At 46.2% G+C, this 23,456-nt stretch carries 22 protein-coding genes and 1 riboswitch; of the genes, 15 read left to right on the plus strand and 7 right to left on the minus strand.

The features are described from left to right. The first annotated feature begins 214 nt into the window (after positions 1–214). From QOZ98_RS03630 to QOZ98_RS03645, 4 genes are all read left to right on the plus strand, one after another. A complete protein-coding gene (locus tag QOZ98_RS03630) occupies positions 215–520 on the plus strand; it encodes a transposase (protein WP_308786153.1) in 306 nt (101 codons plus the stop codon). Beyond that, positions 517–1,401 (plus strand): IS3 family transposase, encoded by an 885-nt coding sequence (locus tag QOZ98_RS03635; protein WP_308786154.1) that lies wholly within the window; start codon positions 517–519, stop codon positions 1,399–1,401. The genes QOZ98_RS03630 and QOZ98_RS03635 overlap by 4 nt, the downstream gene beginning before the upstream one ends. Positions 1,402–1,718: 317 nt before the next feature. Next, complete coding sequence (locus QOZ98_RS03640) at positions 1,719–3,017, plus strand: NCS2 family permease (protein WP_308786155.1); 1,299 nt, start codon at positions 1,719–1,721, stop codon at positions 3,015–3,017. Between the two features lie 95 nt (positions 3,018–3,112). Continuing rightward, positions 3,113–3,298: a hypothetical protein gene (locus QOZ98_RS03645; RefSeq protein ID WP_142826756.1), complete on the plus strand. Its 186-nt coding sequence runs from the start codon at positions 3,113–3,115 to the stop codon at positions 3,296–3,298. 52 nt (positions 3,299–3,350) lie between these two features. On the opposite strand, the gene QOZ98_RS03650 is transcribed toward QOZ98_RS03645, so the two are convergent. Next, positions 3,351–4,238 (minus strand): MerR family transcriptional regulator, encoded by an 888-nt coding sequence (locus QOZ98_RS03650; RefSeq protein ID WP_308786156.1) that lies wholly within the window; start codon positions 4,236–4,238, stop codon positions 3,351–3,353. Positions 4,239–4,373: 135 nt separating this feature from the next. Further along, positions 4,374–5,573, minus strand: coding sequence for an MFS transporter (locus QOZ98_RS03655; protein WP_308786157.1), 1,200 nt, complete (start codon positions 5,571–5,573; stop codon positions 4,374–4,376). A gap of 373 nt (positions 5,574–5,946) precedes the next feature. Here QOZ98_RS03655 and QOZ98_RS03660 point away from each other — a divergent pair, with 373 nt between their 5' ends. The 3 genes from QOZ98_RS03660 (at position 5,947) to QOZ98_RS03670 (ending at position 10,013) form a co-directional block, all read left to right on the plus strand. Next, positions 5,947–7,443: an acetyl-CoA hydrolase/transferase family protein gene (locus QOZ98_RS03660; RefSeq protein ID WP_308786158.1), complete on the plus strand. Its 1,497-nt coding sequence runs from the start codon at positions 5,947–5,949 to the stop codon at positions 7,441–7,443. A 107-nt stretch (positions 7,444–7,550) separates the two neighbouring features. Next, positions 7,551–8,195: a LytTR family DNA-binding domain-containing protein gene (locus QOZ98_RS03665; RefSeq protein ID WP_308786159.1), complete on the plus strand. Its 645-nt coding sequence runs from the start codon at positions 7,551–7,553 to the stop codon at positions 8,193–8,195. Between the two features lie 303 nt (positions 8,196–8,498). Continuing rightward, the gene (locus QOZ98_RS03670; RefSeq protein WP_308786160.1) at positions 8,499–10,013 is read left to right on the plus strand and encodes an acetyl-CoA hydrolase/transferase family protein; all 1,515 of its coding nucleotides are present in this window, start codon (positions 8,499–8,501) and stop codon (positions 10,011–10,013) included. 459 nt (positions 10,014–10,472) lie between these two features. On the opposite strand, the gene QOZ98_RS03675 is transcribed toward QOZ98_RS03670, so the two are convergent. Beyond that, positions 10,473–10,943: a VOC family protein gene (locus QOZ98_RS03675; protein WP_308786161.1), complete on the minus strand. Its 471-nt coding sequence runs from the start codon at positions 10,941–10,943 to the stop codon at positions 10,473–10,475. Between the two features lie 156 nt (positions 10,944–11,099). On the opposite strand from QOZ98_RS03675, the gene rlmN reads away from it, so the two are divergent. Beyond that, entirely contained in the window at positions 11,100–12,173 is a 1,074-nt protein-coding gene (gene rlmN, locus QOZ98_RS03680; protein ID WP_142826765.1) for a 23S rRNA (adenine(2503)-C(2))-methyltransferase RlmN, read from the plus strand. Positions 12,174–12,367: 194 nt separating this feature from the next. On the opposite strand, the gene QOZ98_RS03685 is transcribed toward rlmN, so the two are convergent. From QOZ98_RS03685 to QOZ98_RS03695, 3 genes are read right to left on the minus strand one after another with little or no spacing between them, the layout of a single operon-like run. Beyond that, positions 12,368–13,294 carry a carbohydrate ABC transporter permease gene (locus QOZ98_RS03685; RefSeq protein WP_308786162.1) on the minus strand — a complete coding sequence of 309 codons (927 nt, stop codon included), beginning with the start codon at positions 13,292–13,294 and terminating at the stop codon, positions 12,368–12,370. Then, the gene (locus QOZ98_RS03690; RefSeq protein WP_308786163.1) at positions 13,295–14,206 is read right to left on the minus strand and encodes a carbohydrate ABC transporter permease; all 912 of its coding nucleotides are present in this window, start codon (positions 14,204–14,206) and stop codon (positions 13,295–13,297) included. It abuts the gene before it with no gap. Between the two features lie 12 nt (positions 14,207–14,218). Beyond that, positions 14,219–15,538 (minus strand): ABC transporter substrate-binding protein, encoded by a 1,320-nt coding sequence (locus QOZ98_RS03695; protein ID WP_308786164.1) that lies wholly within the window; start codon positions 15,536–15,538, stop codon positions 14,219–14,221. Positions 15,539–15,803: 265 nt separating this feature from the next. On the opposite strand from QOZ98_RS03695, the gene QOZ98_RS03700 reads away from it, so the two are divergent. From QOZ98_RS03700 to QOZ98_RS03730, 7 genes are all read left to right on the plus strand, one after another. Next, complete coding sequence (locus tag QOZ98_RS03700) at positions 15,804–16,928, plus strand: ABC transporter ATP-binding protein (protein WP_308786165.1); 1,125 nt, start codon at positions 15,804–15,806, stop codon at positions 16,926–16,928. A gap of 21 nt (positions 16,929–16,949) precedes the next feature. Further along, a riboswitch (TPP riboswitch) is annotated at positions 16,950–17,053 on the plus strand. An 85-nt stretch (positions 17,054–17,138) separates the two neighbouring features. Beyond that, entirely contained in the window at positions 17,139–17,822 is a 684-nt protein-coding gene (gene tenA / locus QOZ98_RS03705) for a thiaminase II (RefSeq protein WP_308786166.1), read from the plus strand. Position 17,823: 1 nt separating this feature from the next. Continuing rightward, positions 17,824–18,609, plus strand: a complete 786-nt coding sequence (thiM, locus tag QOZ98_RS03710; protein ID WP_308786167.1) for a hydroxyethylthiazole kinase — start codon at positions 17,824–17,826, stop codon at positions 18,607–18,609. Then, positions 18,606–19,451 carry a bifunctional hydroxymethylpyrimidine kinase/phosphomethylpyrimidine kinase gene (gene thiD / locus QOZ98_RS03715; protein WP_308786168.1) on the plus strand — a complete coding sequence of 282 codons (846 nt, stop codon included), beginning with the start codon at positions 18,606–18,608 and terminating at the stop codon, positions 19,449–19,451. The genes thiM and thiD overlap by 4 nt, the downstream gene beginning before the upstream one ends. Continuing rightward, entirely contained in the window at positions 19,435–20,088 is a 654-nt protein-coding gene (gene thiE, locus QOZ98_RS03720; protein WP_308786169.1) for a thiamine phosphate synthase, read from the plus strand. Before thiD ends, thiE begins: the two co-directional genes overlap by 17 nt. Continuing rightward, positions 20,085–20,573 carry an energy coupling factor transporter S component ThiW gene (thiW, locus tag QOZ98_RS03725; RefSeq protein WP_308786170.1) on the plus strand — a complete coding sequence of 163 codons (489 nt, stop codon included), beginning with the start codon at positions 20,085–20,087 and terminating at the stop codon, positions 20,571–20,573. The genes thiE and thiW overlap by 4 nt, the downstream gene beginning before the upstream one ends. 88 nt (positions 20,574–20,661) lie before the next feature. After that, entirely contained in the window at positions 20,662–21,474 is an 813-nt protein-coding gene (locus QOZ98_RS03730; protein ID WP_308786171.1) for a YkuS family protein, read from the plus strand. 480 nt (positions 21,475–21,954) lie between these two features. Here QOZ98_RS03730 and QOZ98_RS03735 read toward each other — a convergent pair whose 3' ends face one another. Further along, positions 21,955–23,232: an MFS transporter gene (locus QOZ98_RS03735; protein WP_308786172.1), complete on the minus strand. Its 1,278-nt coding sequence runs from the start codon at positions 23,230–23,232 to the stop codon at positions 21,955–21,957. Positions 23,233–23,456: the final 224 nt, after the last annotated feature.

Consider the following 23,456-nt stretch of genomic DNA (forward strand, 5'->3'; position numbering starts at 1 on the left):
TTGAGGGATCTGCAGCTGCTGCAGGTCCCTTTTGGGTTTTGGTGCTTTTCGCTTGCGGAAAGCGGGGATTATTGAGTTTTAGGGTTTGTTTTTGGAGGGGGCGATTGGCTTACGGGCGCTAAAATGGATTTACGGTCGTTCGAGTTGAGACAATGAACCAAAAGTAGACAAATAGTTTATCGGTCCTTCAAAATAAAACCAAGGAGTGATGACCGTGGACACACGAAAAAGCTATACCTATGAAACCAAGAAACAAGCGGTGGAACTGTATTTTGAAGGGTTATCCACCAGAGAAGTAGCTGATCGTCTGGAGATTCAGAACCCTTCGAGTATCCGTTATTGGTCGGGGCTGGTGAAAGAAGCCAAGTCCTTTGACGTGCTTCGTGAGAAACGGCGAGGGCCACGCGAAGCCGGGAGTGGTGCACCTAAAACTGAACTCGAAGTCACAAAAGCGAAACTGGAACGCGCTGAACTCGAAATCATGTACTTAAAAAAGCTTATTGCGCTGCGAAAGGGGTGAAACCGATCGAGCTCGATTTTGAGTTCGTCGAAGAACACAAGAACCGTTTTCCGATTACGGAACTGATCGGCATTGCCCAAAACCTGAGCCGTGCCGGCTATTACAAACGGCTGAAAAAAGACCCTGCGCAGTCTCGAACCGAACGGGACCAAGCGCTCCTGAAACAGATGCTTTCCCTCTACGTCACTCATGGGGGAAACCTGGGACACGAGCGATATAAGTTGGAGTTGAAGAATACATACGCTCATATCGTCAGTCTCAAACGCATCCGCCGGATGCGGGAAATGTACCGCATGCCGCTTAAGACAGCACGCCGAAAACCACGCCCAGCAGGAAGCGGTCACGCGGAAATCGGCAACCTCCTCAACCGGAACTTCAAAGCCACGCGGCCGGGTCTCAAGTTTTCCGTTGATATCAGTTACCTGGAAGTGAAACAGCCCTTTCAGGATTTTCTCTACCTTTGTGCCATTTTGGATCTTTACAACAATGAAATCGTTGCTTACACGATCAATGACACATTGGATGTGGATTTTGTCCTCGCGGCGGTCCGTCAGTTAGAAGAGCGCGGATTCGAGAAAGGCGCCCTCATCCACAGTGATCAGGGCATCCAGTTCACCAGCCATAGCTACCAAGGGCTCCTGAAAAAACTGGAGATGACCCAATCGATGTCCCGCCGAGGCAACTGTTGGGACAATGCGCCGATTGAGAGTTTTTTTGGTAAACTCAAAACCGAAATGCCCGGCTTCAGCATCCCGGAAACGAAAGACGAAGTCCGAGCTGCCGTTGCGAAGTATATCGCTTATTACAACGAGAAACGGCCGCAGCTGAAGCTCGGCACCTCGCCGATTACCTACCGAAACTCACAAGTACTCGCCGCTTGAGCCGCGCCCTTATTCAGTGGTCGTTTAGTTGAAGCGAATCGGGGGCGAAAAAACAGACAGAGGTAAAAAGAGCCGATATGTCGGGATCGATGGGAAAATCAAAACGCCGTTAAACTACTGTCTACTTGACAGGTAGGGAGTCAAAAAAAGTTACGGTCGCTCAAAAATTTTTACAGTCGTTCACGGCTAGCGCTGCTCCTTATCAAGCATATCCTCTTGACAGCGCTATCTTTTTAGATTACACTCCTATCTTGGCTTACCTATTTCGATAGGCAGAGCGGGTAGGGAGAGGGCTAATTTAATAGAAGGTTATGACTATGTTTAATTGGATGGACCAATTTTTTGGTCTTCAGGAAAACGGCACGACGGTCAAACGTGAAATCACAGCGGGCTTGGTCGGCTTTTTTACGGTGGTCTACATTATCGCCGTCAATTCGCTGATCTTGTCGGAAGCGGGCATGCCGCTTGAAGCGGCGATTGTTGCAACTATTGCGGCGTCGGTGTTCGGCTGTTTGATCATGGGATTTTGGGGCAATGCCCCGATTTTGCTGGTTCCCGGTATGGGAATCAACGCCCTGTTCTCCTACACAATGGTCCAGTCGATGGGCTTGTCGTGGCAGGAAGCGCTGGCAGTGGTCTTTGTTTCCGGAGTGATCTTTGTGGCGGTGGCATTTACGCGTTTTGCGAAAATACTGAGCGCGGCGGTACCGCATTCATTGAAGGAAGCGATCACGGTCGGATTGGGCTTGTTCCTGATGCTGATCGGCCTTGAAAAAGGCGGCATTGTTGAGCGCGGAACGAGTTCGATTCTGGCACTCGGTTCGCTTGCAGAAGCACAGGTGCTGGCAACGGTGCTGACGTTCCTAATTGCGATCGTGCTGTTTATCCGCAACGTACCGGGGAATTTCCTTATCACGATTGTGGTCGGAACGGTAATTGCTTCGTTCTTTGGTTTGATTGATTTCGGCAGCATGAACGAGTCGTCAATCAATGCGACCGAGGCATTTGCGGTATTCGGAGCACTGTCTTTTGGCAATATCCTGTCCATGACGTTTTGGGTTGCGGTGTTTTCGCTGACGATGGTGCTGGTGTTTGAAAACATCGGGCTAGTCCATGGACAAGTGGCGTTTATCGAACGCCCCGAGAAATTTGGGCGTGCGTTCCAGGCAACTTCCGTATCTGCGATGACTTCCGGCGTTTTTGGAACGAGCCCTACAGTGGCGACAGTCGAAAGCGCGGCGGGCATGACAGCAGGCGGACGGACCGGCTTGACGACCATTACAGCCGGACTGTTGTTTTTGGTCGCATCGTTCTTCATTCCGGTCATCAAACTGATTCCGGACAGCGCGATTGCGCCGATCTTGATTATCATCGGTGGTTTGATGTTACAGAATATCAAAAATCTTGATATGAAGGACATGACTGAAAGCTTCCCGGCCTTGCTGATTGTGGCGTTGATACCTTTTACGTACAGCATTGCGGACGGCATCGCCATCGGATTCATCTTGTATCCGATTTTGAAGATTGCTACCGGCAGATCGCGTGAAGTTTCACCAATTCTGTATGTAATCGCAGGCCTGTTCCTGGCGAATTTCGTATTTCATTATTTAGGCTAGAGCCGATAAAGGGAAACGCACTTGTTGAGGCAAGTGCGTTTTTTTCTATTGCAGTGTACAATAAAGGCAAGAAGATCCAAAAGGAGCGGATAAAGATGAAATACACCAAATCCAAAATGGAACAGTTGGTCAGCGATCATCCGGAACTCAAAAAACGGCTGAAAGTGCTGATGAAAGAAATGGAGCTTGAAAAAGGCTTTGCCTTAAAAGCGCTCTACCATTCAGAAGTGACCGACAACGGACCTTATCAGAAAGATTATCAGGATCTCGACTGGGAATAAAATCATAGAAAAACACCCTCATTATACAAATCGAGGGTGTTTTTCTATGCCGTTAAAAATTTTGTGTATCAAGCCATTCCTTCCAGTAATTCACATCGCTTCCCAAGTACCAGCGGTTGCCTTCGACTTGTTCGTAATCTACTCCACGTCCCCCGAGAATAAAATGCATTTCGGGGTTGGCTTTGGACAAAGCATCGATATACCGATTGGCAACGGGCAGCATTTTGCTTGAAGCGATAGACATGCACATCAACTTGAAATTTTGTTTGCTGACCATTTCCTCCAAGCCATCCAGAGGAGTGTCCGGGCCGATATAGACCACAGAAAAGCCGTTCTCCCGCAGGAATAAGGTGAACAGCAGCAAGCCTAGCTGATGCTGTTCACCACTTGGGCTGAGAGCTATGACTTTCGGTAATTTTGAAGAAACTGGGAAAACACGGAAAAACTGATTAAAGCGCTGCTGAACAATGTGAGTGATCATGTGTTCATGGGCAACGCTGATGACGCCATTTTCCCATGCCTCTCCGATGCGCACCATCAGCGGCGCGATTATATGGAAAAAGACTGTCTGGTGGTGGAATAGGGAAAAATGCAGATCCAACAAATAGTTGAAGCGCTCAGTATCCATCTCGGCTGCAGCCTGAAAAAGTTGATTGATTTGTTCATCGTATTCCATCGCCTCTGTTGGCGGCTGTTCTTTATTCGGAACGATGAATTGCTTGCGTGAAGCATGAAGCTTTTTTACAGCTTCGCTGATTTTCATGCCGTTGTCTTGTACTTGTATTTTTAGCCATTTCAAATCTTCCAGATTTTGATCCGAATACAAGCGGTGTCCAGATTCCGTTCGGGCAGGGGTGATTGCGCTGTAGCGCGTTTCCCAGGAACGGATCGTCACTTTCGGCATATCTAAGATTTTGGCAGCTGCCTTAATATTATACATAGCATTACCTTCATTCTATAGATTTATGGTATTTGTTGTACAAATATTATACAACGTATAATCAAACCCGTAAAGCTGGATACAATATTCGACAAAAAGGACAATAAAACGGGCTCTCCTCAGAGAGCCCGCTGGCTATACAGCCGTAGAAGCTTTCGCGGCACGCGAACGCTGCCAAGCCACTGTGATAAACATGGTTATCATCAACATGATGAGGCCCAAAATGAAGGGGTATACAATATTGATATCGTAAAGAACACCTGCCAGCAAGGGACCTATGACATTCCCGATGCTCATGTAAGCATTGTTCATGCCCATTGCAAAGCCAACTTCACCGTCAGCCATTTTTGAGATCAAAGTATTGAGGACAGGGCGCAAAATGGAAGTAGCCAGGAAAATCACTAGTGAAACGGCAAAGAACATAGCGTAGCTTCCGGCAAACAAGGACATCAGGAAGCCAAATGCTGCCACACCCAAGAAGGCGATGAGGATGGTCACTTCTCCATAGCGGCGAACAATCCGGTCCACGATAAACAATTGGACGATAACACTGACGACACCTGTCGCGGTAATCATAAAGGCGATATCCTTCGCAGTAGAGTCAAACTGATTGTCTAAATACAGGCCGACCACCGATTCATATGCCAGCAAGCCAAAGCTCATGACGAGTGTAATGACCAATGGAATAAAGTACGGCATCTTGGTGGAACGGCCAATTTTGACAAGCATGGATTCTTCATCTGTTAACTTGGCGGCCAACTTAGGATTGGCATCTGTGGCATCGTGTTCTTTCAGCCAGATGACCGAAAAGAGGACAGCTCCCAAGGATACAAGTGCCGAAACAAGGAAAGGCAATTTCAATCCGTAATCAGCTAAAAATCCACCGATTCCAGGTCCGACGACAATTCCGAGCGACATGGCGGCCGAAACCAGGCTGGTTCCTTTTGCACGCTGGTCAAAAGTCGTAATGTCCGCAATGTACGCGAAGATTGCCGGGATCAGCATTGCGGCTCCTACGCCGCCAATAACACGGGATAAATACAAAACCCAAATGGAATCAGAAGCATAGAAGACGAACATGGAGATGGTCAAGCCGAGCAAGCCGTAAATGATCATCTTTCGGCGGCCATGCTGATCGGCCCATTTGCCGGCAATTGGTGAAAAGACGAATTGGGCAGCAGCAAAAATGGCAATCATCAAACCGGCGGCCATGCCGCCCTGATTGATTGATTCCAAATAAGAAGGCAGAATTGGAATGACAATTCCGAAGCTGGCGATGGCGATGAACATATTGATCATCAAGATGGAAATTTTCTTTTTTTGGTCCGCAGACATAGCAGGTATCCTCTTTTCTTCTATATAGTAATCCGAATTTATTTTCTTCAGCTTTTCTATATTATTTGAGCAAAAACTTCTTGTCAACGGAACCGGCTTGATATATTTTCCAACTCTTAAGTATGTAAAAAGGAACGTAGATTTGCTGGAGAATAGAGGTCAAACAATGGCCAATTGGCACAAATAAAAAGCATTTTCAGAATGCAAGAAAAATGGTTTGGTCCTTGGGATATCTATACTACATTGTTGCAGAGATGTGAAAGAAAGCGGATGAAACCGAGCATTCCAGAGTCGGCTTAATTTTGGCATAAACGGGAATAAGATATAATAAATGTACAGGCTAACAAACTAAAGCCTACGAAAGGTGATAAAGGTGGACAATAAACTTCATCGTATCAAAGCCATTGAATTACAGGATCGGGTTGTCTCTGCTGACGAGGCAGCGTCTTGGATCAAAGACGGAATGACACTCGGATTAAGTGGATTTACACGTGCAGGGGATGCCAAAGCGATACCGTATGCATTGGTTCGCCGTGCAGAAACAGAGCAGTTTAAAGTAAATGTCTTTACGGGCGCTTCTTTAGGCTCGGATGTGGATAAGCTAATGGCGGAAGCCGGAATCGTCCATAAGCGTTTGCCTTTTCAAGCAGACCCGGCCATGCGCAGAAAAATCAACAGCGGAGAGATGCTGTTTGTTGACCATCATTTATCGCAAACTGCTGAATGGGTTCGGGCAGGAGTTATTGAACCGATTGATTTTGCTGTTATTGAAGCTTTGGAGATTACGGAAGACGGGATGATTATCCCAACAACTTCAGTGGGGAATTCTTCGGTTTTCGTCACGCACGCCAAAAACGTTATAATCGAAATCAATCTTGCGCAGCCCCAGTTGTTTAGAGGCGTGCACGATATTTACGAACCTGGAAAACAAGGGCAGCGTTCCCCTATTCCGTTGACGCGCGTCAATGACCGCATCGGGACAATCGGAATACCGGTCGATCCGGAAAAAGTACGGGGCATTGTCTTTACTTCACAACCGGATTCGCCTTCGACCATCCTGCAGCCGGATGCCGAAACTGAAGTGATGGCTGATCATTTATTGAATTTCCTGCGCTCAGAAGTAGCGTCCGGCAGGTTGACCAATCAGCTCGCACCGCTGCAATCAGGAATTGGCTCTGTGGCGAATGCGGTACTTCACGGTCTCGTTGATTCGGAATTTCATGACTTGGAAGTATACTCTGAAGTTCTGCAAGATGCTGTTTTTGATTTGATTGATGCTGGGAAAGTGAAATTTGCTTCCGCATCATCGATTACTTTGTCTAGAGAAAAGATGGAGCAGGTATTTGGCAACTTTGAAAAGTACCGCGATAAAATCATTTTGCGGCCGCAGGAAATTACGAATCACCCAGGTTTGGTTCGCCGGCTTGGGCTGATTTCTATCAATACGGCATTGGAATTTGATATTTATGGCAATGTGAACTCGACTCATGTGTCAGGCACGAAAATGATGAACGGAATTGGCGGTTCCGGCGATTTTGCCCGCAACGCCCGTTTGTCGATTTTTGTCACCAAGTCGATTGCCAAAGACGGCATCATATCCAGCATTGTTCCGTTTGCTACACATGTGGACCATACCGAACACGATGTAGATATTGTCGTGACCGAACAAGGATATGCAGATTTGCGCGGACTTGCTCCGCGTGAACGGGTCAATTTGATTATTGAAAATTGTATGCACCCCATGTATCGAGACCAAATGCATCGTTATTATAAAGAGGCGCTGCTGCGTGGCGGCCAGACACCACACGTGCTGGAAAAAGCTTTTTCCTGGCATGCAAATTTGGCGAACAACGGAACGATGCTGTTATAGGAATGAAATTCTAAACCAGTCCTTTTCATAAGAGGACTGGTTTTTTCTAATGGAAGAAAAGCTTTTCATGTATAATCAAAGCATTGAGTTGAAACAGGAGGGTTATGATGGAAAGTTTTACACTGGGTTCGTTGCTGAATGTCATGGGGGAACTGTTTTCCGATGAGATTTCAATTGCAGTAACAAATACGAAAGAATATATTTATTACCGTCCAAGCAAGCGGGTGGATCTAAAGATCAAGGCAGGGGATCCGGTAAAACCCGGAACCATTGCCCACAAAGCATTGACGGCAAATCAGAAAACTTCCGAGTTCATCAACCGGGAGCTTTTTGGTGTGCCCTATCACGGAATGGCTGTGCCGTTCGATCACAATGGAGAATTGCAGGGCTGTGTCATGGCCATCTATCCAGCATTTACTGAAGGAAAGTCGGTGGTCACGGTGAAGAGCCCGGATGGCTGGAAGCCGATTCCGTTTACAGAAGTTAAATACCTGGAAGTAAAAGACCGCAAAACTCATGTCCATGCAGCAGGCTACTCTGGAACCAATAAAAACTCTCTTCAGGAATTTGAATTTTTGCTGCCGCGCGAATCTTTTATCCGCTGCCATCGTTCATTCATCGTCAACGTCAATCATATAGAAGAAATTTACCCCGATACGCATTCAACATTTGTGCTGGCGATGAATAACGGACAACGGATCCCAGTCAGCCAATCCTACTCGAGCTATTTTAGAAAACTTCTAGGTTTTTAAAAAAAGAAACGCCTGATCAGGCCAAAATAAGCGCTGGAAGATGCGCTTTTTTTGTGTTTTCTTCAAAAAATGCTGCTTGAGCCACTCTTTTCTCTGCTTGGCTGTATTAAACTCTTTTCCGCTCTGTAAATCTCAATTCCTAAATAGAATAAGTTAAAGTTATCTAATAATTAAAAGATGATAGATGATGAGCAGCTCTACCCTTTTTAAGCGAAATGTGACTTGCTATTGAGCGACCGTTCATGAAAACGCTTTATTAATAAAGATGAACTGCCAAACTAACTTTGGAAGAGAGTGATAAAGATGGAAAAGAAACTAGAACGCATTAAAGCGAAACAGCTGCAGGATCGGGTAACGACACCAGAGGAAGCGGCTTCATGGATACAGGACGGCATGACACTGGGGCTTAGCGGATTTACACGTGCTGGAGACGTGAAAGCGGTTCCTTTCGCGTTAGTGAAACGTGCAGAAAACGAAAGTTTCAAAGTGAATGTGTTTACAGGAGCTTCTTTAGGCTCAGACATTGACCGGTTATTTGCAGAAGCAGGCATCGTCAACAAACGTTTGCCATTTCAGGCAGAGCCGGCGATGCGCAATAAAATTAACTCTGGGGAAATGCTGTTTGTGGATCACCACCTGTCGCATACGGCAGAATGGATCCGCACGGGAGTCACGGAAACGATTGATTTTGCAATCATTGAAGCCTTGTCTATTACAGAAGATGGCATGATCATTCCGACAACTTCTGTTGGGAACTCAGCTGTTTTTGCAAAGCATGCGAAAAATATCATCGTTGAAATTAATCTGTCGCAGCCTGAATTATTTGAAGGACTGCATGACATTTATGACACAGGCAAACAGGGTGAGCGTTCGCCGATTCCATTAACAGCAGTCGATCAGCGCATCGGCACTATTGGAATTCCAATTGACATGGAAAAAGTCAAAGGTATTGTTTTCACTGAGCAGTTGGATTCACCTTCAAATATTGTGCCGCCGGACGAAGAAACTAAAATCATGGCAGATCATTTGCTTGAATTTTTACGTTCTGAAATTCGCGTTGGAAGATTGACCGAGAAGTTGGCTCCTTTGCAATCAGGCATTGGATCTGTTGCGAATGCCGTTTTGCATGGCATGGTCGATTCAGAATTCAAGGATTTAGAAGTGTATTCGGAAGTGCTGCAAGACTCTGTCTTTGATTTGATCGATGCAGGAAAAGTGAATTTCGCATCTTGCTGCTCCATCACATTGTCTGAACCGAAAATGAAACAGGTTTTTGGTGAATTTGAAAACTACCGGAACAAGATTATTATGCGCCCGCAGGAAATTTCCAATCATCCTGAAATTATCCGCCGACTCGGCTTGATTTCAATCAACACCGCTTTGGAGTTTGACATGTACGGCAACGTAAACTCCACGCATGTATCCGGCACAAAAATGATGAATGGCATCGGTGGTTCAGGCGACTTTGCGCGAAATGCACGCTTGGCGATTTTTGTAACAAAATCAATTGCCAAAGGCGGCAACATTTCAAGTGTTGTACCGTTTGTATCCCACGTGGACCACACGGAGCACGATGTGGATGTAGTCGTAACCGAGCAGGGCTACGCAGATCTTCGCGGCCTGGCACCGCGTGAACGCGTGGAAGTCATCCTAGCAAACTGTGTCCACCCAACATACCGTGCGCAACTTCGCGAATATTATGATGAAGCTTTAACACGCGGCGGCCAAACACCGCATGTATTGGAAAAAGCTTTCTCATGGCACGCAGATCTGGCAAAAAACGGCACGATGCTCCAGAAGAAAGAACAATTGGTCTAAAGAAAAGCGGAGACAGGCGTTTAGCCCCAACAAGCGCTGGAAGCCTTATCGATAATGGCGTTTTTTGCCATTGGTGATAAGGCTGAAGCGACTCGAGGGGCTGGCTGTCGGAGTCTGGACAATAAGAAAAGCGGAAGCGCCCGTGTAGCTCTGACGGGCATAAGGCAGATCAGCGAAGTGGCGCTTTTTGCCGCGCAACTGGAATGACTTATGACCCCGAAGAGCTGGGCGCTGGAGTCTGGACAATAAAGAAAAGCGGAGACAGCCGAAAGCAGAATCTAACCTAAGAGCGCGACTTCCTGTCGCAACGGTTAGCTGATCCGCATCCTGCGGACCTCCGACAGGCGTAAGACGATCTGGCGAAGCGAATCAACCCAAACGGCTTTCGCTGAAGTAATATGGGCTATATCACTCAAATGAAAACCAGGCAGCCTTTTTCAGGCTGCCTGGTTTTTTCAATTACCGATTTCCATATACTTCTGATGTGCTGCGTGTGTACAATTCGATGATATGGCCGAAAGGGTCCTCGGTGTAAACCAGGAAATGAGGCTTTCCTTTGTTGATGTTCCATATCTTGCTTCGCTGCTTGCCGCCGTGCTGCACCGCCTTTTCAATCGTGTCGATCAGGTCATCAACGATCAGGCAAATGTGCATGAATCCGGCATGAGGGGAATAATGTTCAGCATGATATGTAGGATCCTGAAATTCAAAAAGTTCGATGCCGACACCGCTTGAAGACATCAAGTGGACATTGCGCATTTTTTTCAGTGCAGCGCCTTGCAAGTTTAATGTCATCGCTTCTGGATTGTCATCCGCTGCGTCAAAGTCGAATGGACCAGCTAAAATGTAGAAGCCCAGTACTTTTTTATACCATTCAATGGCTTTTTCCAAGTCGGGTACGGCCAGTCCTACATGGGTAATGGCGCTCATAACAACAGCTCCTTTCTAACATTCTCTACCCTCAGCCAGAACAAATTAAGCAAAAAAACCAGTCAGATTTTTCTGTCTAAACAAAAATAGTTGTTGTCAAGCGTTATTTTTAGTATTATAATAAGCAATTGTGAAATTTGAAATGAGGGTACTAAAATGAAAAATTCCATCTATGGATTAACGATAGATCAGTTAAAAGAATGGTTTTTAGAAAACGGCCAAAAAAAGTATCGTGCTGAGCAGGTATGGGACTGGTTGTATATTAAACGCGTCACGGAATTTGCAGAAATGAACAATCTTTCAAAAGACTGCATCCAGCTGCTCGAAGACAACTTTGCAATTCGCACATTGAAAGAAACCGTTAAACAGGAATCAGCAGACGGAACGATCAAGTTCCTTTTCCAAATGCAGGATGGCAACTTGATTGAAACAGTATTGATGCGCTTTAAGTACGGAAACTCCGTCTGTGTTACGACACAGGTCGGCTGTAACATCGGCTGCAGTTTCTGCGCCAGCGGACTCTTGAAAAAGAGCCGTGATTTAAACGCGGGCGAAATTGTGGAGCAGATCATGCAGGTACAAGCGCATTTTGACACACAGCAAAAAGAAGAGCGTGTCAGCCATATTGTGGTAATGGGCATCGGTGAACCATTTGATAACTATACGAACTTGATGGGCTTCCTGAACATCGTCAATTCGCAAAAAGGCTTGGCTATCGGAGCTCGCCACATTACGGTATCGACAAGCGGTATCGTGCCGAAAATCTATGACTATGCAGACGAAGGTTTGCAGGTGAACCTGGCGATTTCCATCCACGCGCCAACCAACGAATTGCGTACACGCATCATGAAAATCAACAAAGCGTATCCAATCGAAAAACTGATGGCATCGATCGATTACTATTTGGAGAAATCCAACCGCCGCATCACGTTTGAGTATATTTTATTGCGTGACGTCAACGACCATGTTGAAGAAGCAAATCAATTGGCGAAATTGCTGGAAGACAAGCGTCATCTATCATACGTTAACTTGATTCCTTACAACTCGGTTGATGAACACGATCAGTACCAGCAAAGCACGCCGGAAGCGATCACCGCTTTTTACGATGCTTTGAAAAAGAAAGGCATCAACTGCGGAGTCCGTCATGAGCAGGGCGCCGACATCGATGCAGCTTGCGGACAGTTGCGAAGCAAGCAAATTAAAAAAGAGAAAAAAGTGGCTACAGTTTAATAGAGTCGGAAAAAGCGTTCCTGAAATTTCAGGAACGCTTTTTTGTGCCTATACGAGTGCTTCCGCTTTTCTTATTGTCCAGACTCCAGCGGCCAACTCCTCGGGTCGTAAGCCACTCTGGCTGTGCGGCAAAGAACGCCGCTTCGCCAGATCGTCTTACGCCTGTCGGAGTTAAACGGCCGCTTCCGCTTTTCTTATTTTCCACCGGATTGCAAATTGATCCCTTGGATAAAGTACTTTTGGAAGAAGAAGAACAGCAAAATAACCGGCAACAGGACGAGCAAGGATCCTGCCATCAAATAATTCCATTGGGTACTCATCTGGCCTTTGAAAACCTGCAGGCCAATTTGGAGGGTATATAGATTTTCGTCGTTCAAGTACAGCAAGGGCCCGAGGAAGTCGTTCCAGGCACCGTTGAAAGAGAAGATGGCTACCGTCGCAATTGCGGGCTTTGTCAGGGGTAAGCCGATCTTCCACCAAATATAAAAATGGTTGGCACCTTCCATTTTGGCTGCTTCAATTAATTCATTTGGAATGGTCATGTAAAACTGGCGCAGCAGGAAAATGTTAAATGCACTTCCGAAAAACGCAGGAACTACGAGTGGAAAGTAAGTATTGACCCAATTTAGCTTTGCAAACAGCACGTATTGGGGAATCAGTGTAACAAATCCTGGAATCATCATAGTTGCCAGCACAATGGCGAACAATACGTTTTTGCCGCGGAAAGGGATTTTGGCAAAACCGTAGGCGATAAATGAATTGGATATAACGTTGCCGATGACGACAAGTGTCGTAATGGTCAAAGTGTTAATGGTGTACCGCGTAAAAGGTGCCGCTTCCCATGTCCGGATATAGTTGGACCAATTCCAGGATTCCGGAAAGAATGTTGGAGGGAAAGACATGACTTCAGCCATCGTTTTCAAAGAAGTTGAGATCATCCACCAGAGAGGAGATAAAATAAGTAAACTGCCCGCTGCTAGTAGAATGAAATTGATAAGCTTCAACATGTTTTTACGGTTTCCGCGATGTTCAAAATATCCCGGATTTTTATTTGTACCGGAGAGGGTTTTCAAGCCATCTTTTTTCTCCACATAAGATGCATCATCGGTGGTTTTGGCCATTTATTTCTCCTCCCCTTCGTAATGCACCCAGCGTGGAGCAAGTTTTAAATTGATCAAAGTCAGCACAAAGACGATTACGAATAAAATCCACGACATGGCCATGGCGTAACCCATGTTAAAGTTTTCAAATGCCTGTCTCCACATGTATAAATTATAGAATAGCAGGGAGTTGGCGGGTCCGCCTTCACCATTGCTGGACATGACATAGGCTTCCTGAAAAATTTGGAACCCGCCTATCAGGCTGGTGACCACGTCGAAGAAAATGACTGGAGTGATCATCGGAATAGTGATATGACGGAATTGCTTCCAGGTATTTGCCCCATCGATTTCAGCCGCTTCATACAATGACTTGGAAACTCCCTGCATGCTTGCTAAGTACAGGAGCATCGATCCCCCGACACTCCACATCTTCATCAAAATAAGTGATGGTTTTGTCCAATCTGGATCAAAAAGCCAACTGGGGCCATCGATATTAAACCAGCTCAGAATTAAATTGACCATACCGGTGCCTGGATCCAATAATTGCATCCACAGCAGGTAAACGCCTACTCCCGATAGCACAGCAGGCAAATAATACAGGGTGCGGAAAAACCTGATACCCGGGATGTCCTGATTTAAAAGAGCCGACAGCAGGATCGCTCCGATTGTCGTCAAGGGCACGGAAAATGCGACAAAATACAGCGTGTTCCAAAGGGAGGTCCAAAAAAGACTGTCTTCTGTAAAGAGCCCTTGATAATTGTCCACTCCGACAAAGTCCATCTGTGATGTAATATTATAGTTGGTGAAACTTGCCATAAAGGAAAATACCAAAGGTCCCGCAGTAAAGGCAAGAAATCCGATAATCCACGGCATAACGAAAATATAGCCGTAAATGCTTTCCTTCCGGCGCATCGTCAATCTTTTTTTCCCCAAAGGATTTCCCCCTTACTGACTGTTGTTGTCTACCAGATTCTCCACATCGGCCTGTGATTTGGCCAACGCTTCTTCCGCTGTCATAGAGCCCAGGAAGAATTCTTCCACGTTAGGATTTATATAACTCGTGAAATCAGGCGCAATAACCGGCACCGGTGTCAGGAGTGTATGCTCCATATTGTCGACTGCCATTTGATAAACCATTGAACCGTCTTCTGTAAATTCATCGCTAGCCGCGGCATTTTCAGCGGCTTCGATATTCGCTACGTTATCAAAGTTTTGGACTGCCCAGTATTCTTGTGCATCAACGTCAGTCAAATATTTAATGAATTCGTATGAAGCTTCAGGATTTGCGGCCCCTTCTGGAATTTCGGCTACGAAACCGCCGCCCCAGCTGGTATTGCCGCTTCCGGACTCACGTTCTGGAAGGGGAGCCACACCAAAATTCAGCTCTTCTGCATAATCGCGGATCTGTGTATAGAAAGTCGGTGTGATGGCGTACATAGCAAGGCTCCCGTTAAAGAAAGGATTTCCTTGCTGGCTGTCGATTTGTGCCTTAAAGGCGTTGATGACATCATCGCCATATTTTGTCTGCCAGGTTTTCAGCCATTCAAGTGTTTCCAAGTTCGATGCTGTGTCGATTTGAACATTGTTGTTTTCATCAAAATAGTTTTGGCCGCCTGCGTTCAGCATCCAGACATCAAAATCGATTCCCCAGCGCGGATAGAAACCGATGCGCTCGTAGTCATCGCCATTCTTCACATCCAGTTTTGCAGCATATTCCTCGAGTTCTGCCCATGTTGCAGGCGGCTTCTCTGGATCTAAACCGGCATCTTCAAAAGCATCTTTGTTATAAAAGAGAACGCGTGTGTCGGTATTAAAAGGGATGCCGTAAGAATCACCTTCATGAAGTGTGGCATTCCACAATTCCGGATAAAAACGTTCTGAAATGTCGTCTTCTTCGAGGAACTCGGATAGGTTCATCGCTTGTTTTTCCTGGCCTCTTAGTGCTGTAGTATTGATGTCATTGATGACGACATCAGGTGGATCACCAGCAGCAATGGAAGCTAGCTCCTTGGTCCAAATATCACCGAAAGGAAGATAGGTGTGCTTCACTTCAATTTCATCCTGTGATTCATTGAAATCTGCAATAATCTGTTCAATGACCGGACGACGGATTTCGGAACCCCAAAATGTCCAGAAATCAATTACAACTTTCCCGTCTTCATTGACAGTGGATTCGTCATTGTTACTCGTCTGGAAACCTGCACATCCACTGAGAGCCAGAGCCGATCCCATCAAACCAGTTAAAAGTAAGCGCTTTTTTTTCATCTCATTCTCTCCGTTTCCGTTTGTTTTAATTGTATGGAGCTGGGGTATTTATGGAATGAAATTAACTTCGATTCTCGAAGGTTCAAACGAGAGTCTCTATAATCTCCTTAAAATCACTTCCCTTTTTTATCTGTTTGGAAACACAAAATATTCCATCTTCTATTCAAAAGATGTATACATTAACAAACCAAAGTTTCCGATCCTGTTTGTAATTTACAGATAACTGATTATAATTAGAGGAAACTGAAAAGAAGGAGAATGCGAAATGGCAGAGATCAGGATTGAAAATCTGGGGAAAAGGTATGACAAAGGCGCTCTTGCCGTATCGGATTTTAATCTCCATATTCAAGATGAAGAATTTATCGTCTTTGTGGGTCCATCTGGATGCGGAAAGTCCACCACTCTCCGAATGATTGCCGGCTTGGAGGAAATAACGGAAGGTGAATTTTATATAGATGGCAAGCTGATGAACGGTGTCGAACCAAAAGACCGGGACATTGCGATGGTTTTTCAGAACTATGCCTTATATCCGCACATGACTGTGTTTGAAAACATAGCTTTCGGCTTGAAATTGCGGAAGGTTAAAAAATCCGAAGTTAAACGGCTTGTCGATGAGGCCGCAGCCATTCTTGGATTGGAAGACTATTTGGACAGAAAACCGAAAGCATTGTCAGGGGGGCAGCGCCAGCGTGTCGCTTTAGGACGCGCCATTGTGCGCGACGCAAAAGTCTTCCTGATGGACGAGCCGCTTTCCAATCTGGATGCCAAACTGCGTGTGCAGATGCGTGCGGAAATCGTCAAACTGCATAGACGGCTGAAAACAACGACTATATATGTAACACATGACCAAACAGAAGCAATGACGATGGCCACCCGAATCGTCATCATGAAAGATGGTTTGATCCAGCAAGTAGGTTCTCCAAAAGAAGTGTATGATTTTCCGGAAACCCGGTTCGTTGGCGGATTTATCGGCTCGCCAGCTATGAACTTCTTTGAAGGTAAGATTGATAAAGGAACTTATGTGCTGGGGGACAAAGTGTTGGATATTCCGGCGCCGATAATGGCGATGCTGAAGAACGAAGGCTATGAAGGCAAAGCGGTGACTTTAGGCATCCGTCCAGAGCATATCCACGTCAACAATGAGGATTTGTCCGGTATTCCGGCAAGTGAGTTCGAAGCGGTCATTACGGTTGCTGAATTGACAGGAGCTGAAACCATTCTGCATGCAGTTTATGCAGAGCAGGAGTTTATTGCACGTGTCGAAGCTGCCACGACGATTGAGCCCGGCCATACGGCAACCTTGGCATTTGATATGGCTCACGTCCATTTCTTTGACGAGGAAACGGGAAATCGCATAAAAGCTATAGAATTATCTGGAACTGTGATATAGTGTTTTCGAAAACATAAATAAAAACACCACTGGGGGAGTCGAATATCGGCTGAGACGAGCATTAGCTCGGACCCTTTGAACCTGATCTGGATCATACCAGCGGAGGGAAGTGGCGATTGTCTGCTATTTCTTTTATCGACTGCATACGTCGCTTCCCTTTACCGGGAAGCGGCGTTTTTATTTTGTCCAAAATGAAAGGGAGATGGAGAAATGACATTTTGTGAAGAAGTGAGAAAAGAATGCAACAACCTGTGGCAGGCAAGTTTTGATCACCCATTCGTCAAGGGGATTGAAGATGGTACTTTGCCGATCGATGTTTTCCGTTTTTACGTGATGCAGGACGCTTATTATTTATCGCATTTTGCCAAAGTGCAGGCGTTGGGAGCATCCAAAGCAACCGATTTGGAAACTACTCAGCGATTTGCAGTTCACTCCGCCCATACATGCAGTGCAGAAATGGCGCTGCATGAATCGTTCATGGAACTGCTTGAAGTCACAGAAAAAGAGTGGGCTGCCTTTGAGCCTTCGCCGTCTGCTTATGCATACGTATCGCATATGTACCGCGCTGCTGAAGGGGATCTGGCGGATGTACTGGCAGCCATTCTGCCCTGTTATTGGCTTTACTACGAGATTGGGGAACGCCTGAAAAGTGCCAAGCCGGATCATCCGATTTATGACAAGTGGATCGAAACATACGGTTCAGAGGAATTCGGAGCACTTGTCCATGAACAGATTCTTCGAATGGATCAATTGGCGGAAGGACTTCCAGAAGAACGCCGCACAAAACTGAAAAATCACTTCCGGAAGAGCAGCTATTACGAATGGAACTTCTGGGACCAGGCATGGCGAAAAGAATCCTGGTCTATCGATTCTATCGACAAGGTAGGTGTATAGGATGATTCATCAAATCAAGAGAGAAAATCCGCTTATCCATTGCATCACTAATCATGTGGTATCAAATTTCCAAGCCAATGGGCTGCTCGCAATAGGTGCTTCTCCAATAATGGGAGACGCACCAGAAGAAGCGGCAGAGCTTGCCGCATTGTCACAGGCTCTGTCACTGAACATTGGAACCCTGCATGCAGAGTCGCTAAAAAGTATGCTGATTGCAGGGGAAGCTGCCAACCGCCTGGGAATTCCAGTCGTTCTGGATCCGGTTGGAGCAGGAGCGAGCAGTTTCCGGAAAAAGGCTGTACACAAAATTTTAAATACAGTTGGCGTCAGCGTCCTTCGCTGCAATGCAGGAGAGCTTGCCGCTGTGGCTGGAGAGCAGTGGCAGTCAAAAGGGGTGGATGCCGGAGAAGGCCACCTGGACGTCAGAGAATTGGCCACCTCGACAGCCAAACAATTGGGCTTGCTGGTTGCAGTCACAGGAAAGACGGATATTGTCACTGACGGCAAAGCGACAATAGAAATCCCTTTTGGGGATCCGATCATGGCTTCCATCACGGGAACAGGGTGTCTATTGAGCAGCGTTGTTGCCGCAAGCCTAGCCGTTCAACCTGAAGGTCCATTGAAGACGGTCAGCAACGCGCTGAGGTTTTATGCGATTGCTGGGGAACGGGCTGCAAAAACTGCCCTTCTTCCGGGGGATTTTCAGCTGGCTTTCATCAATCAGCTTGCGGGTTTGACAGATAACGAAGTAGAGGGACAAATCTATTTGCAGGAGGAGAGGATATGACAAAAACTCCACAAACTTTGACTATTGCCGGATCGGACTCGGGTGGGGGAGCGGGCATCCAGGCTGATTTGAAAACTTTTCAGGAACTTGGTGTTTATGGCACTTCGGTCATCACGGCAGTGACCGCACAAAATACAACAGGGGTCGCTGCCATCTATCCAATGTCCGCTGAATCGGTGCGTGAACAGTTGACAGCAATAGGCAGTGATTTTGAAATTTCTGCTTTGAAAACCGGGATGTTATTTGATCCGGAAATCATCAAAGAAACCGCCGCAGCCATCCAACAGTTTGGCTGGAACAAGCTGGTCGTAGATCCGGTCATGATCGCCAAGGGTGGGGCCAGTTTATTGCAGCAGGAGGCGGTCGAGGCATTGAAAATTCACCTTTTGCCCCTGGCTTTTCTGGTTACTCCGAATATCCCGGAGGCACAAGCACTGACGGGGATTGCTATTACAGACTCCGCCAGCCGGCACCTGGCAGCCCAGCGGATTTTGTCCATGGGAGCAGAATCGGTTGTCATTAAAGGAGGGCATGGCAAGGACCCGAAGTATGCAGAAGATTATTTCCTGCATTCGAGTGGAGAATCGGTGCTGTATCGCTCATCCCGCATTGCGACTATGCAGACACATGGCACCGGCTGTACGTTCGCAGCGGCTGTGGCTGCCCAATTGGCTAAAGGCGAGGAGCTGCAAAACGCGATTTGTACGGCAAAGGAATTTATTCAAGCTGCGCTCCGAGTGCCGCTGAATATTGGATCCGGCCATGGGCCAACCAATCATGCTGCATATAAAGCAGACCTGGCCGTAAAAAGAGGAGTGGACAGTATTGAAGTTTTCCGATAAAGCGGCAGTTTATTTTATAATGGGATCAAAAAATTCAGGGACACGAAATCCTCTTAAAGTATTGGAGGCAGCACTGAAAGGGGGCATCGGCCATTTTCAATTGCGTGAAAAAGGAGAAGGTGCTTTGACAGGTTCCGCCTTGCTTGAATTTGCTTTAGCCTGCCAGCAATTATGCCGCAGCTACGGTGTTCCGCTCATCATCAATGACCTTGTTGAACTGGCTTGCCAAATTGATGCGGATGGCGTTCATATTGGACAGGACGATGCAGAGGCAGGACAGGTCCGCCAAAGGATTGGAAAAGAAAAACTTTTGGGTGTTTCTGTCCACTCTGTAAAAGAGGCACACCTGGCTGCCGAAGCCGGTGCAGATTATGTTGGGATGGGTCCGGTTTTTGGGACAGCTTCAAAAGCGGATGCGAAAAAGCCAGCCGGTGTACAAGAAATTCAGGCAGTTGCAACAGCGTTTCCATTCTTGCCAATTGTGGGCATCGGAGGCATCAATCCTGAAAATGCTGCACAAGTCTGGAGATCCGGTGTTGCAGGAATTGCCGTTATCTCATCGATTACAGAAGCTCATGATATTGCCGGACAGATTGCGGCATTGCAAGCGGGTCGTATAGAAGGTGACAGGAAATGAACACAAAAAAACTGGTTCTTATGGCAATGTTTGTAGCTATTGGAGTGGCAGGCTCCGCTTTTGTTTATTTTCCGGCGGGAATTGCCCGTGCCTACCCGATTCAGCATGCGATTAATGTACTTGCAGCGGTTCTTTTTGGACCCGGCCCTGCCGTACTAATTGCTTTTTTGACTGGAGTTGTCAGAGTACTGACGGGAACCGGCTCTCTTTTGGCCTTTCCTGGTGGGATGATCGGGGCTTTGCTTGCAGGAATCTTGTACGCCAGATTTGGCAAGGTCTGGTTTGCTGCTATAGGTGAAGTGGTAGGCACGGGCATCATTGCTTCCTTGGTGGCTGTTCCCTATGCCCGAATTTTTCTTGGAACTGAATTTGGCGCTTTATTTTTTGTGCCGCCGTTTTTTATCTCCAGTCTGGCTGGAGCCATACTGGGCATGGTTTTAGCAGCTCGTCTCTTAAGAGTGGAAACATTGAAAGTGTGGCAATAAATCACGGAATTTTCTGGAAGGAGTTTATAAATTCTTAATTGCGGGGAAACAGTGCAATATAGACTTTTAAAAAGGGAGTGGACAGAATATGGTAAAAATTGCAGTTGAACATCCATTTACGTCAGTACGCGAAGCTTTAGAGAAAAAAGGGTATCAGACAGACATGTTAGAAGACAAGTCAGATTCTACTGACTACGATGTGATTGTTGTTCGAGATCAGGAAGATTTAGCTGATTATCACATGAGCGTTTCACTTGTTGAAGCTAAAGGCCGTACATTATATGAAATCGTGGAAGAAGTAGAAGAGCGTCTTGTGCGCGGCGGTAAAATTCAAGCGCCACAGCCTACAGAAGCTGAACGCAAAGACAATAGCGGCGGAGGCGGCGGTGGATTCTTGGCCGGTGCAGCAACTGGTGCAGTAATCGGAGCAGCAGCCGGATTGTTATTCGCCCCTAAAAGCGGTAAAGAGCTTCAGGAAATGGTTAAAGAAAAAGCTGCCAGCTCTAAAGACCAAGACGGTGAAAGTTCTGGCGGAGCGATGGACCAAGTAAAAGAAAAAGCCAATCAGTTAAAAGATAAAACCAGCGGCATTACAGAAAAAGCCAAAGGGAAAGCTGATGAACTAAAGGCAAAACGTGCAGAAAAACAAGAAGAAAAACAAGAAGAAAAAGAGTTGAAGAACCAGAAGAAAGTTATTGAAAAAGAAATAAAAGAGCAGGAAAAGGCTGAAAAAGAACATGAAAAAGCTGAAAAAGCAGTAGAAAAAGAAATCAAAAAAGCCGATAAAGAAGCCGATAAAGAAAAAGGCGGCATCGAAGTTGTTGAGTTAGGTGACGCTTCTGTCCAAAAAGACAGCACCGGCAGCGTAACGGTAAAAGCTGAAGACAAAAACAAAAAATAATGCTTTATAAAAAGGTGTCCGCCAACTTTTGGCGGACACCTTTTTTTATTGAAAACAAGAAAGCGTCCAGCCCTTCGAGTCGCTTCAGCCTTACCACCAATGGCAAAAGACGCCATTACTGGTAAGGCTTTCAGCGCTTGTCGGAGGTCCGCAGGATGCGGAACAGCTAACCGTTGCGACAGGAAGTCGCGCTCTTAGGTTAGCTTCTGCTTTCGGCTGCATCCGCTTTTCTTTATTGGCCAGACTCCAGCGCCCAGATTCTAGGGTCATAAGCCACTCCGGCTGTGCGGCAAAGAACGCCGCTTCGCCAGATCGTCTAATGCCCGTCGAATCTACACGGGCGCATCCGCTCTTCTTATTGTCCAGGCTCCAGCAGCCAGCCCCTCGAGTCGCTTCAGCCTTACCACCAATGGCAAAAGACGCCATTACTGGTAAGGCTTCCAGCGCTTGTCGGGGCTAACCGGCTGCTTCCGCTTTTCTTTATTCCGCTGCGACTTTGTCTATTGGTTCATGGGGTGTCGGCTCGGGTACGCGGGAAAGGATCACGAGGCCGATAACAAATAATATGACAAGGCTGAAAACGCCCATACTGGAGTTGCCGGTTACTTGTGAAGTGACTGCTACAAGCAGGGGACCGGTAATTGCCGCAAACTTGCCGAAGATGTTGTAGAAGCCGAAGAATTCATTGGAATTCTCTTTAGGTACAAGTTTGCCGAAATATGAACGGCTGAGTGCTTGAATTCCACCTTGGCTGGTGGCGACAAGCATAGCCAGAATCCAGAAATCTGTGATGGTTTCCAAAAAGAAGGCGTAAATACAAACGACAATATATACACAGATCCCCACATAAAGCATCTTCTTGCCGGTAAACCGATTGGCCAAGCGCCCGTATAGAATGGCAAATGGAGCGGCGACGACTTGGGTAACAAACAGGACGATTAAAAGGTTTGTTGCGCTCAAACCTAAATCAGTGCCGTATGCAGTCGACAGTGAAATGATCGTACCAACCCCGTCAATATAAAAGAAGTAGGCAATCAGGAATAAAAACAACGAGCGATATTGGCGGATCTCCCGAATGGTTTTTCCAAGGCGCTTAAAGCTTTGATAAACTGGATTGGGTTCACGTTCAATATAGTGAAGCTGTTTCACGTGGCGGAACATCGGCAGTGAGAAGCATGCCCACCAAACTGCTGTAATCAAAAAGGCGATCCGGCTGGCAACCGTAACTGAAATTGGCAATACGCCATTTTGGGCAAGCAGGATAATTGCAATAGAGATGATAAATGGAATGGTTGAACCGATATAGCCAAGTCCGTAGCCGAATGCGGAGACGCTGTTCATCCGTTTTTCTGTCGTGACATCAACAATGAAAGCGTCATAGAATAAATTGGCGCCCGTTGCTCCGAGAGCAGCAAAAACGTAGCAGATCAGCATCAATAGCCAATCATCGCTTGGCACAAAAGCTAATAGTGCTGTAGAAATGGTACCCAACAGGAAGAAGGCAGTAAAAAACTTTTTCTTCATTCCCTGATAATCGGCAATGGTTCCAAGGATAGGGCCAATCATGGCTAATATAAAAGTGAAGATTGCAATTGTGTAGCCCAGGTAAGCTGTTGAATCGGATAAACTGACACCTGCTTCAGTTGCGGATGCTTTGTAGTAAATGGGGAAAACTGCGGTCGTAATAATTATGGAATAAGCAGAACTTCCCCAATCGTATAAAGCCCAGCTTTTTTCTTCTTTGGAAAACTTCTTCATGGCTCTTCCCCCTTTATCACACGTAAAGTACCAATAAACTAAGTGGTGCTCAATGGAATTGATTTCTTCAATGATTGAATTTTCTCTATATACGTTAAGTTTATTGTACAAGAACACTCTAAAAAATGATGCATATTGTTTAAAAAAATACAGAAATTTTACATATTTCCATCGGAAGAAAAAATGCTCTGCGAGTTACTTTGATGGATGGCAGTAAGGGGGTT

This window comes from Planomicrobium stackebrandtii (assembly GCF_030814955.1).
Lineage (GTDB): Bacteria > Bacillota > Bacilli > Bacillales_A > Planococcaceae > Planococcus > Planococcus stackebrandtii.

What these genes read in the sequence shown, in the direction of transcription:
- QOZ98_RS03695 (WP_308786164.1), bottom strand. Translation starts at nt 15,538, where the DNA reads ATGAAAAAAAAGCGCTTACTTTTAACTGGTTTGATGGGATCGGCTCTG.
- QOZ98_RS03685 (WP_308786162.1), bottom strand. Translation starts at nt 13,294, where the DNA reads ATGGCCAAAACCACCGATGATGCATCTTATGTGGAGAAAAAAGATGGC.
- QOZ98_RS03650 (WP_308786156.1), bottom strand. Translation starts at nt 4,238, where the DNA reads ATGTATAATATTAAGGCAGCTGCCAAAATCTTAGATATGCCGAAAGTG.
- rlmN (WP_142826765.1), top strand. Translation starts at nt 11,100, where the DNA reads ATGAAAAATTCCATCTATGGATTAACGATAGATCAGTTAAAAGAATGG.
- QOZ98_RS03730 (WP_308786171.1), top strand. Translation starts at nt 20,662, where the DNA reads ATGGTAAAAATTGCAGTTGAACATCCATTTACGTCAGTACGCGAAGCT.
- tenA (WP_308786166.1), top strand. Translation starts at nt 17,139, where the DNA reads ATGACATTTTGTGAAGAAGTGAGAAAAGAATGCAACAACCTGTGGCAG.
- thiD (WP_308786168.1), top strand. Translation starts at nt 18,606, where the DNA reads ATGACAAAAACTCCACAAACTTTGACTATTGCCGGATCGGACTCGGGT.
- thiM (WP_308786167.1), top strand. Translation starts at nt 17,824, where the DNA reads ATGATTCATCAAATCAAGAGAGAAAATCCGCTTATCCATTGCATCACT.
- QOZ98_RS03655 (WP_308786157.1), bottom strand. Translation starts at nt 5,573, where the DNA reads ATGTCTGCGGACCAAAAAAAGAAAATTTCCATCTTGATGATCAATATG.
- QOZ98_RS03665 (WP_308786159.1), top strand. Translation starts at nt 7,551, where the DNA reads ATGGAAAGTTTTACACTGGGTTCGTTGCTGAATGTCATGGGGGAACTG.
- QOZ98_RS03645 (WP_142826756.1), top strand. Translation starts at nt 3,113, where the DNA reads ATGAAATACACCAAATCCAAAATGGAACAGTTGGTCAGCGATCATCCG.
- QOZ98_RS03675 (WP_308786161.1), bottom strand. Translation starts at nt 10,943, where the DNA reads ATGAGCGCCATTACCCATGTAGGACTGGCCGTACCCGACTTGGAAAAA.
- QOZ98_RS03640 (WP_308786155.1), top strand. Translation starts at nt 1,719, where the DNA reads ATGTTTAATTGGATGGACCAATTTTTTGGTCTTCAGGAAAACGGCACG.
- QOZ98_RS03670 (WP_308786160.1), top strand. Translation starts at nt 8,499, where the DNA reads ATGGAAAAGAAACTAGAACGCATTAAAGCGAAACAGCTGCAGGATCGG.
- QOZ98_RS03735 (WP_308786172.1), bottom strand. Translation starts at nt 23,232, where the DNA reads ATGAAGAAGTTTTCCAAAGAAGAAAAAAGCTGGGCTTTATACGATTGG.
- QOZ98_RS03700 (WP_308786165.1), top strand. Translation starts at nt 15,804, where the DNA reads ATGGCAGAGATCAGGATTGAAAATCTGGGGAAAAGGTATGACAAAGGC.
- thiW (WP_308786170.1), top strand. Translation starts at nt 20,085, where the DNA reads ATGAACACAAAAAAACTGGTTCTTATGGCAATGTTTGTAGCTATTGGA.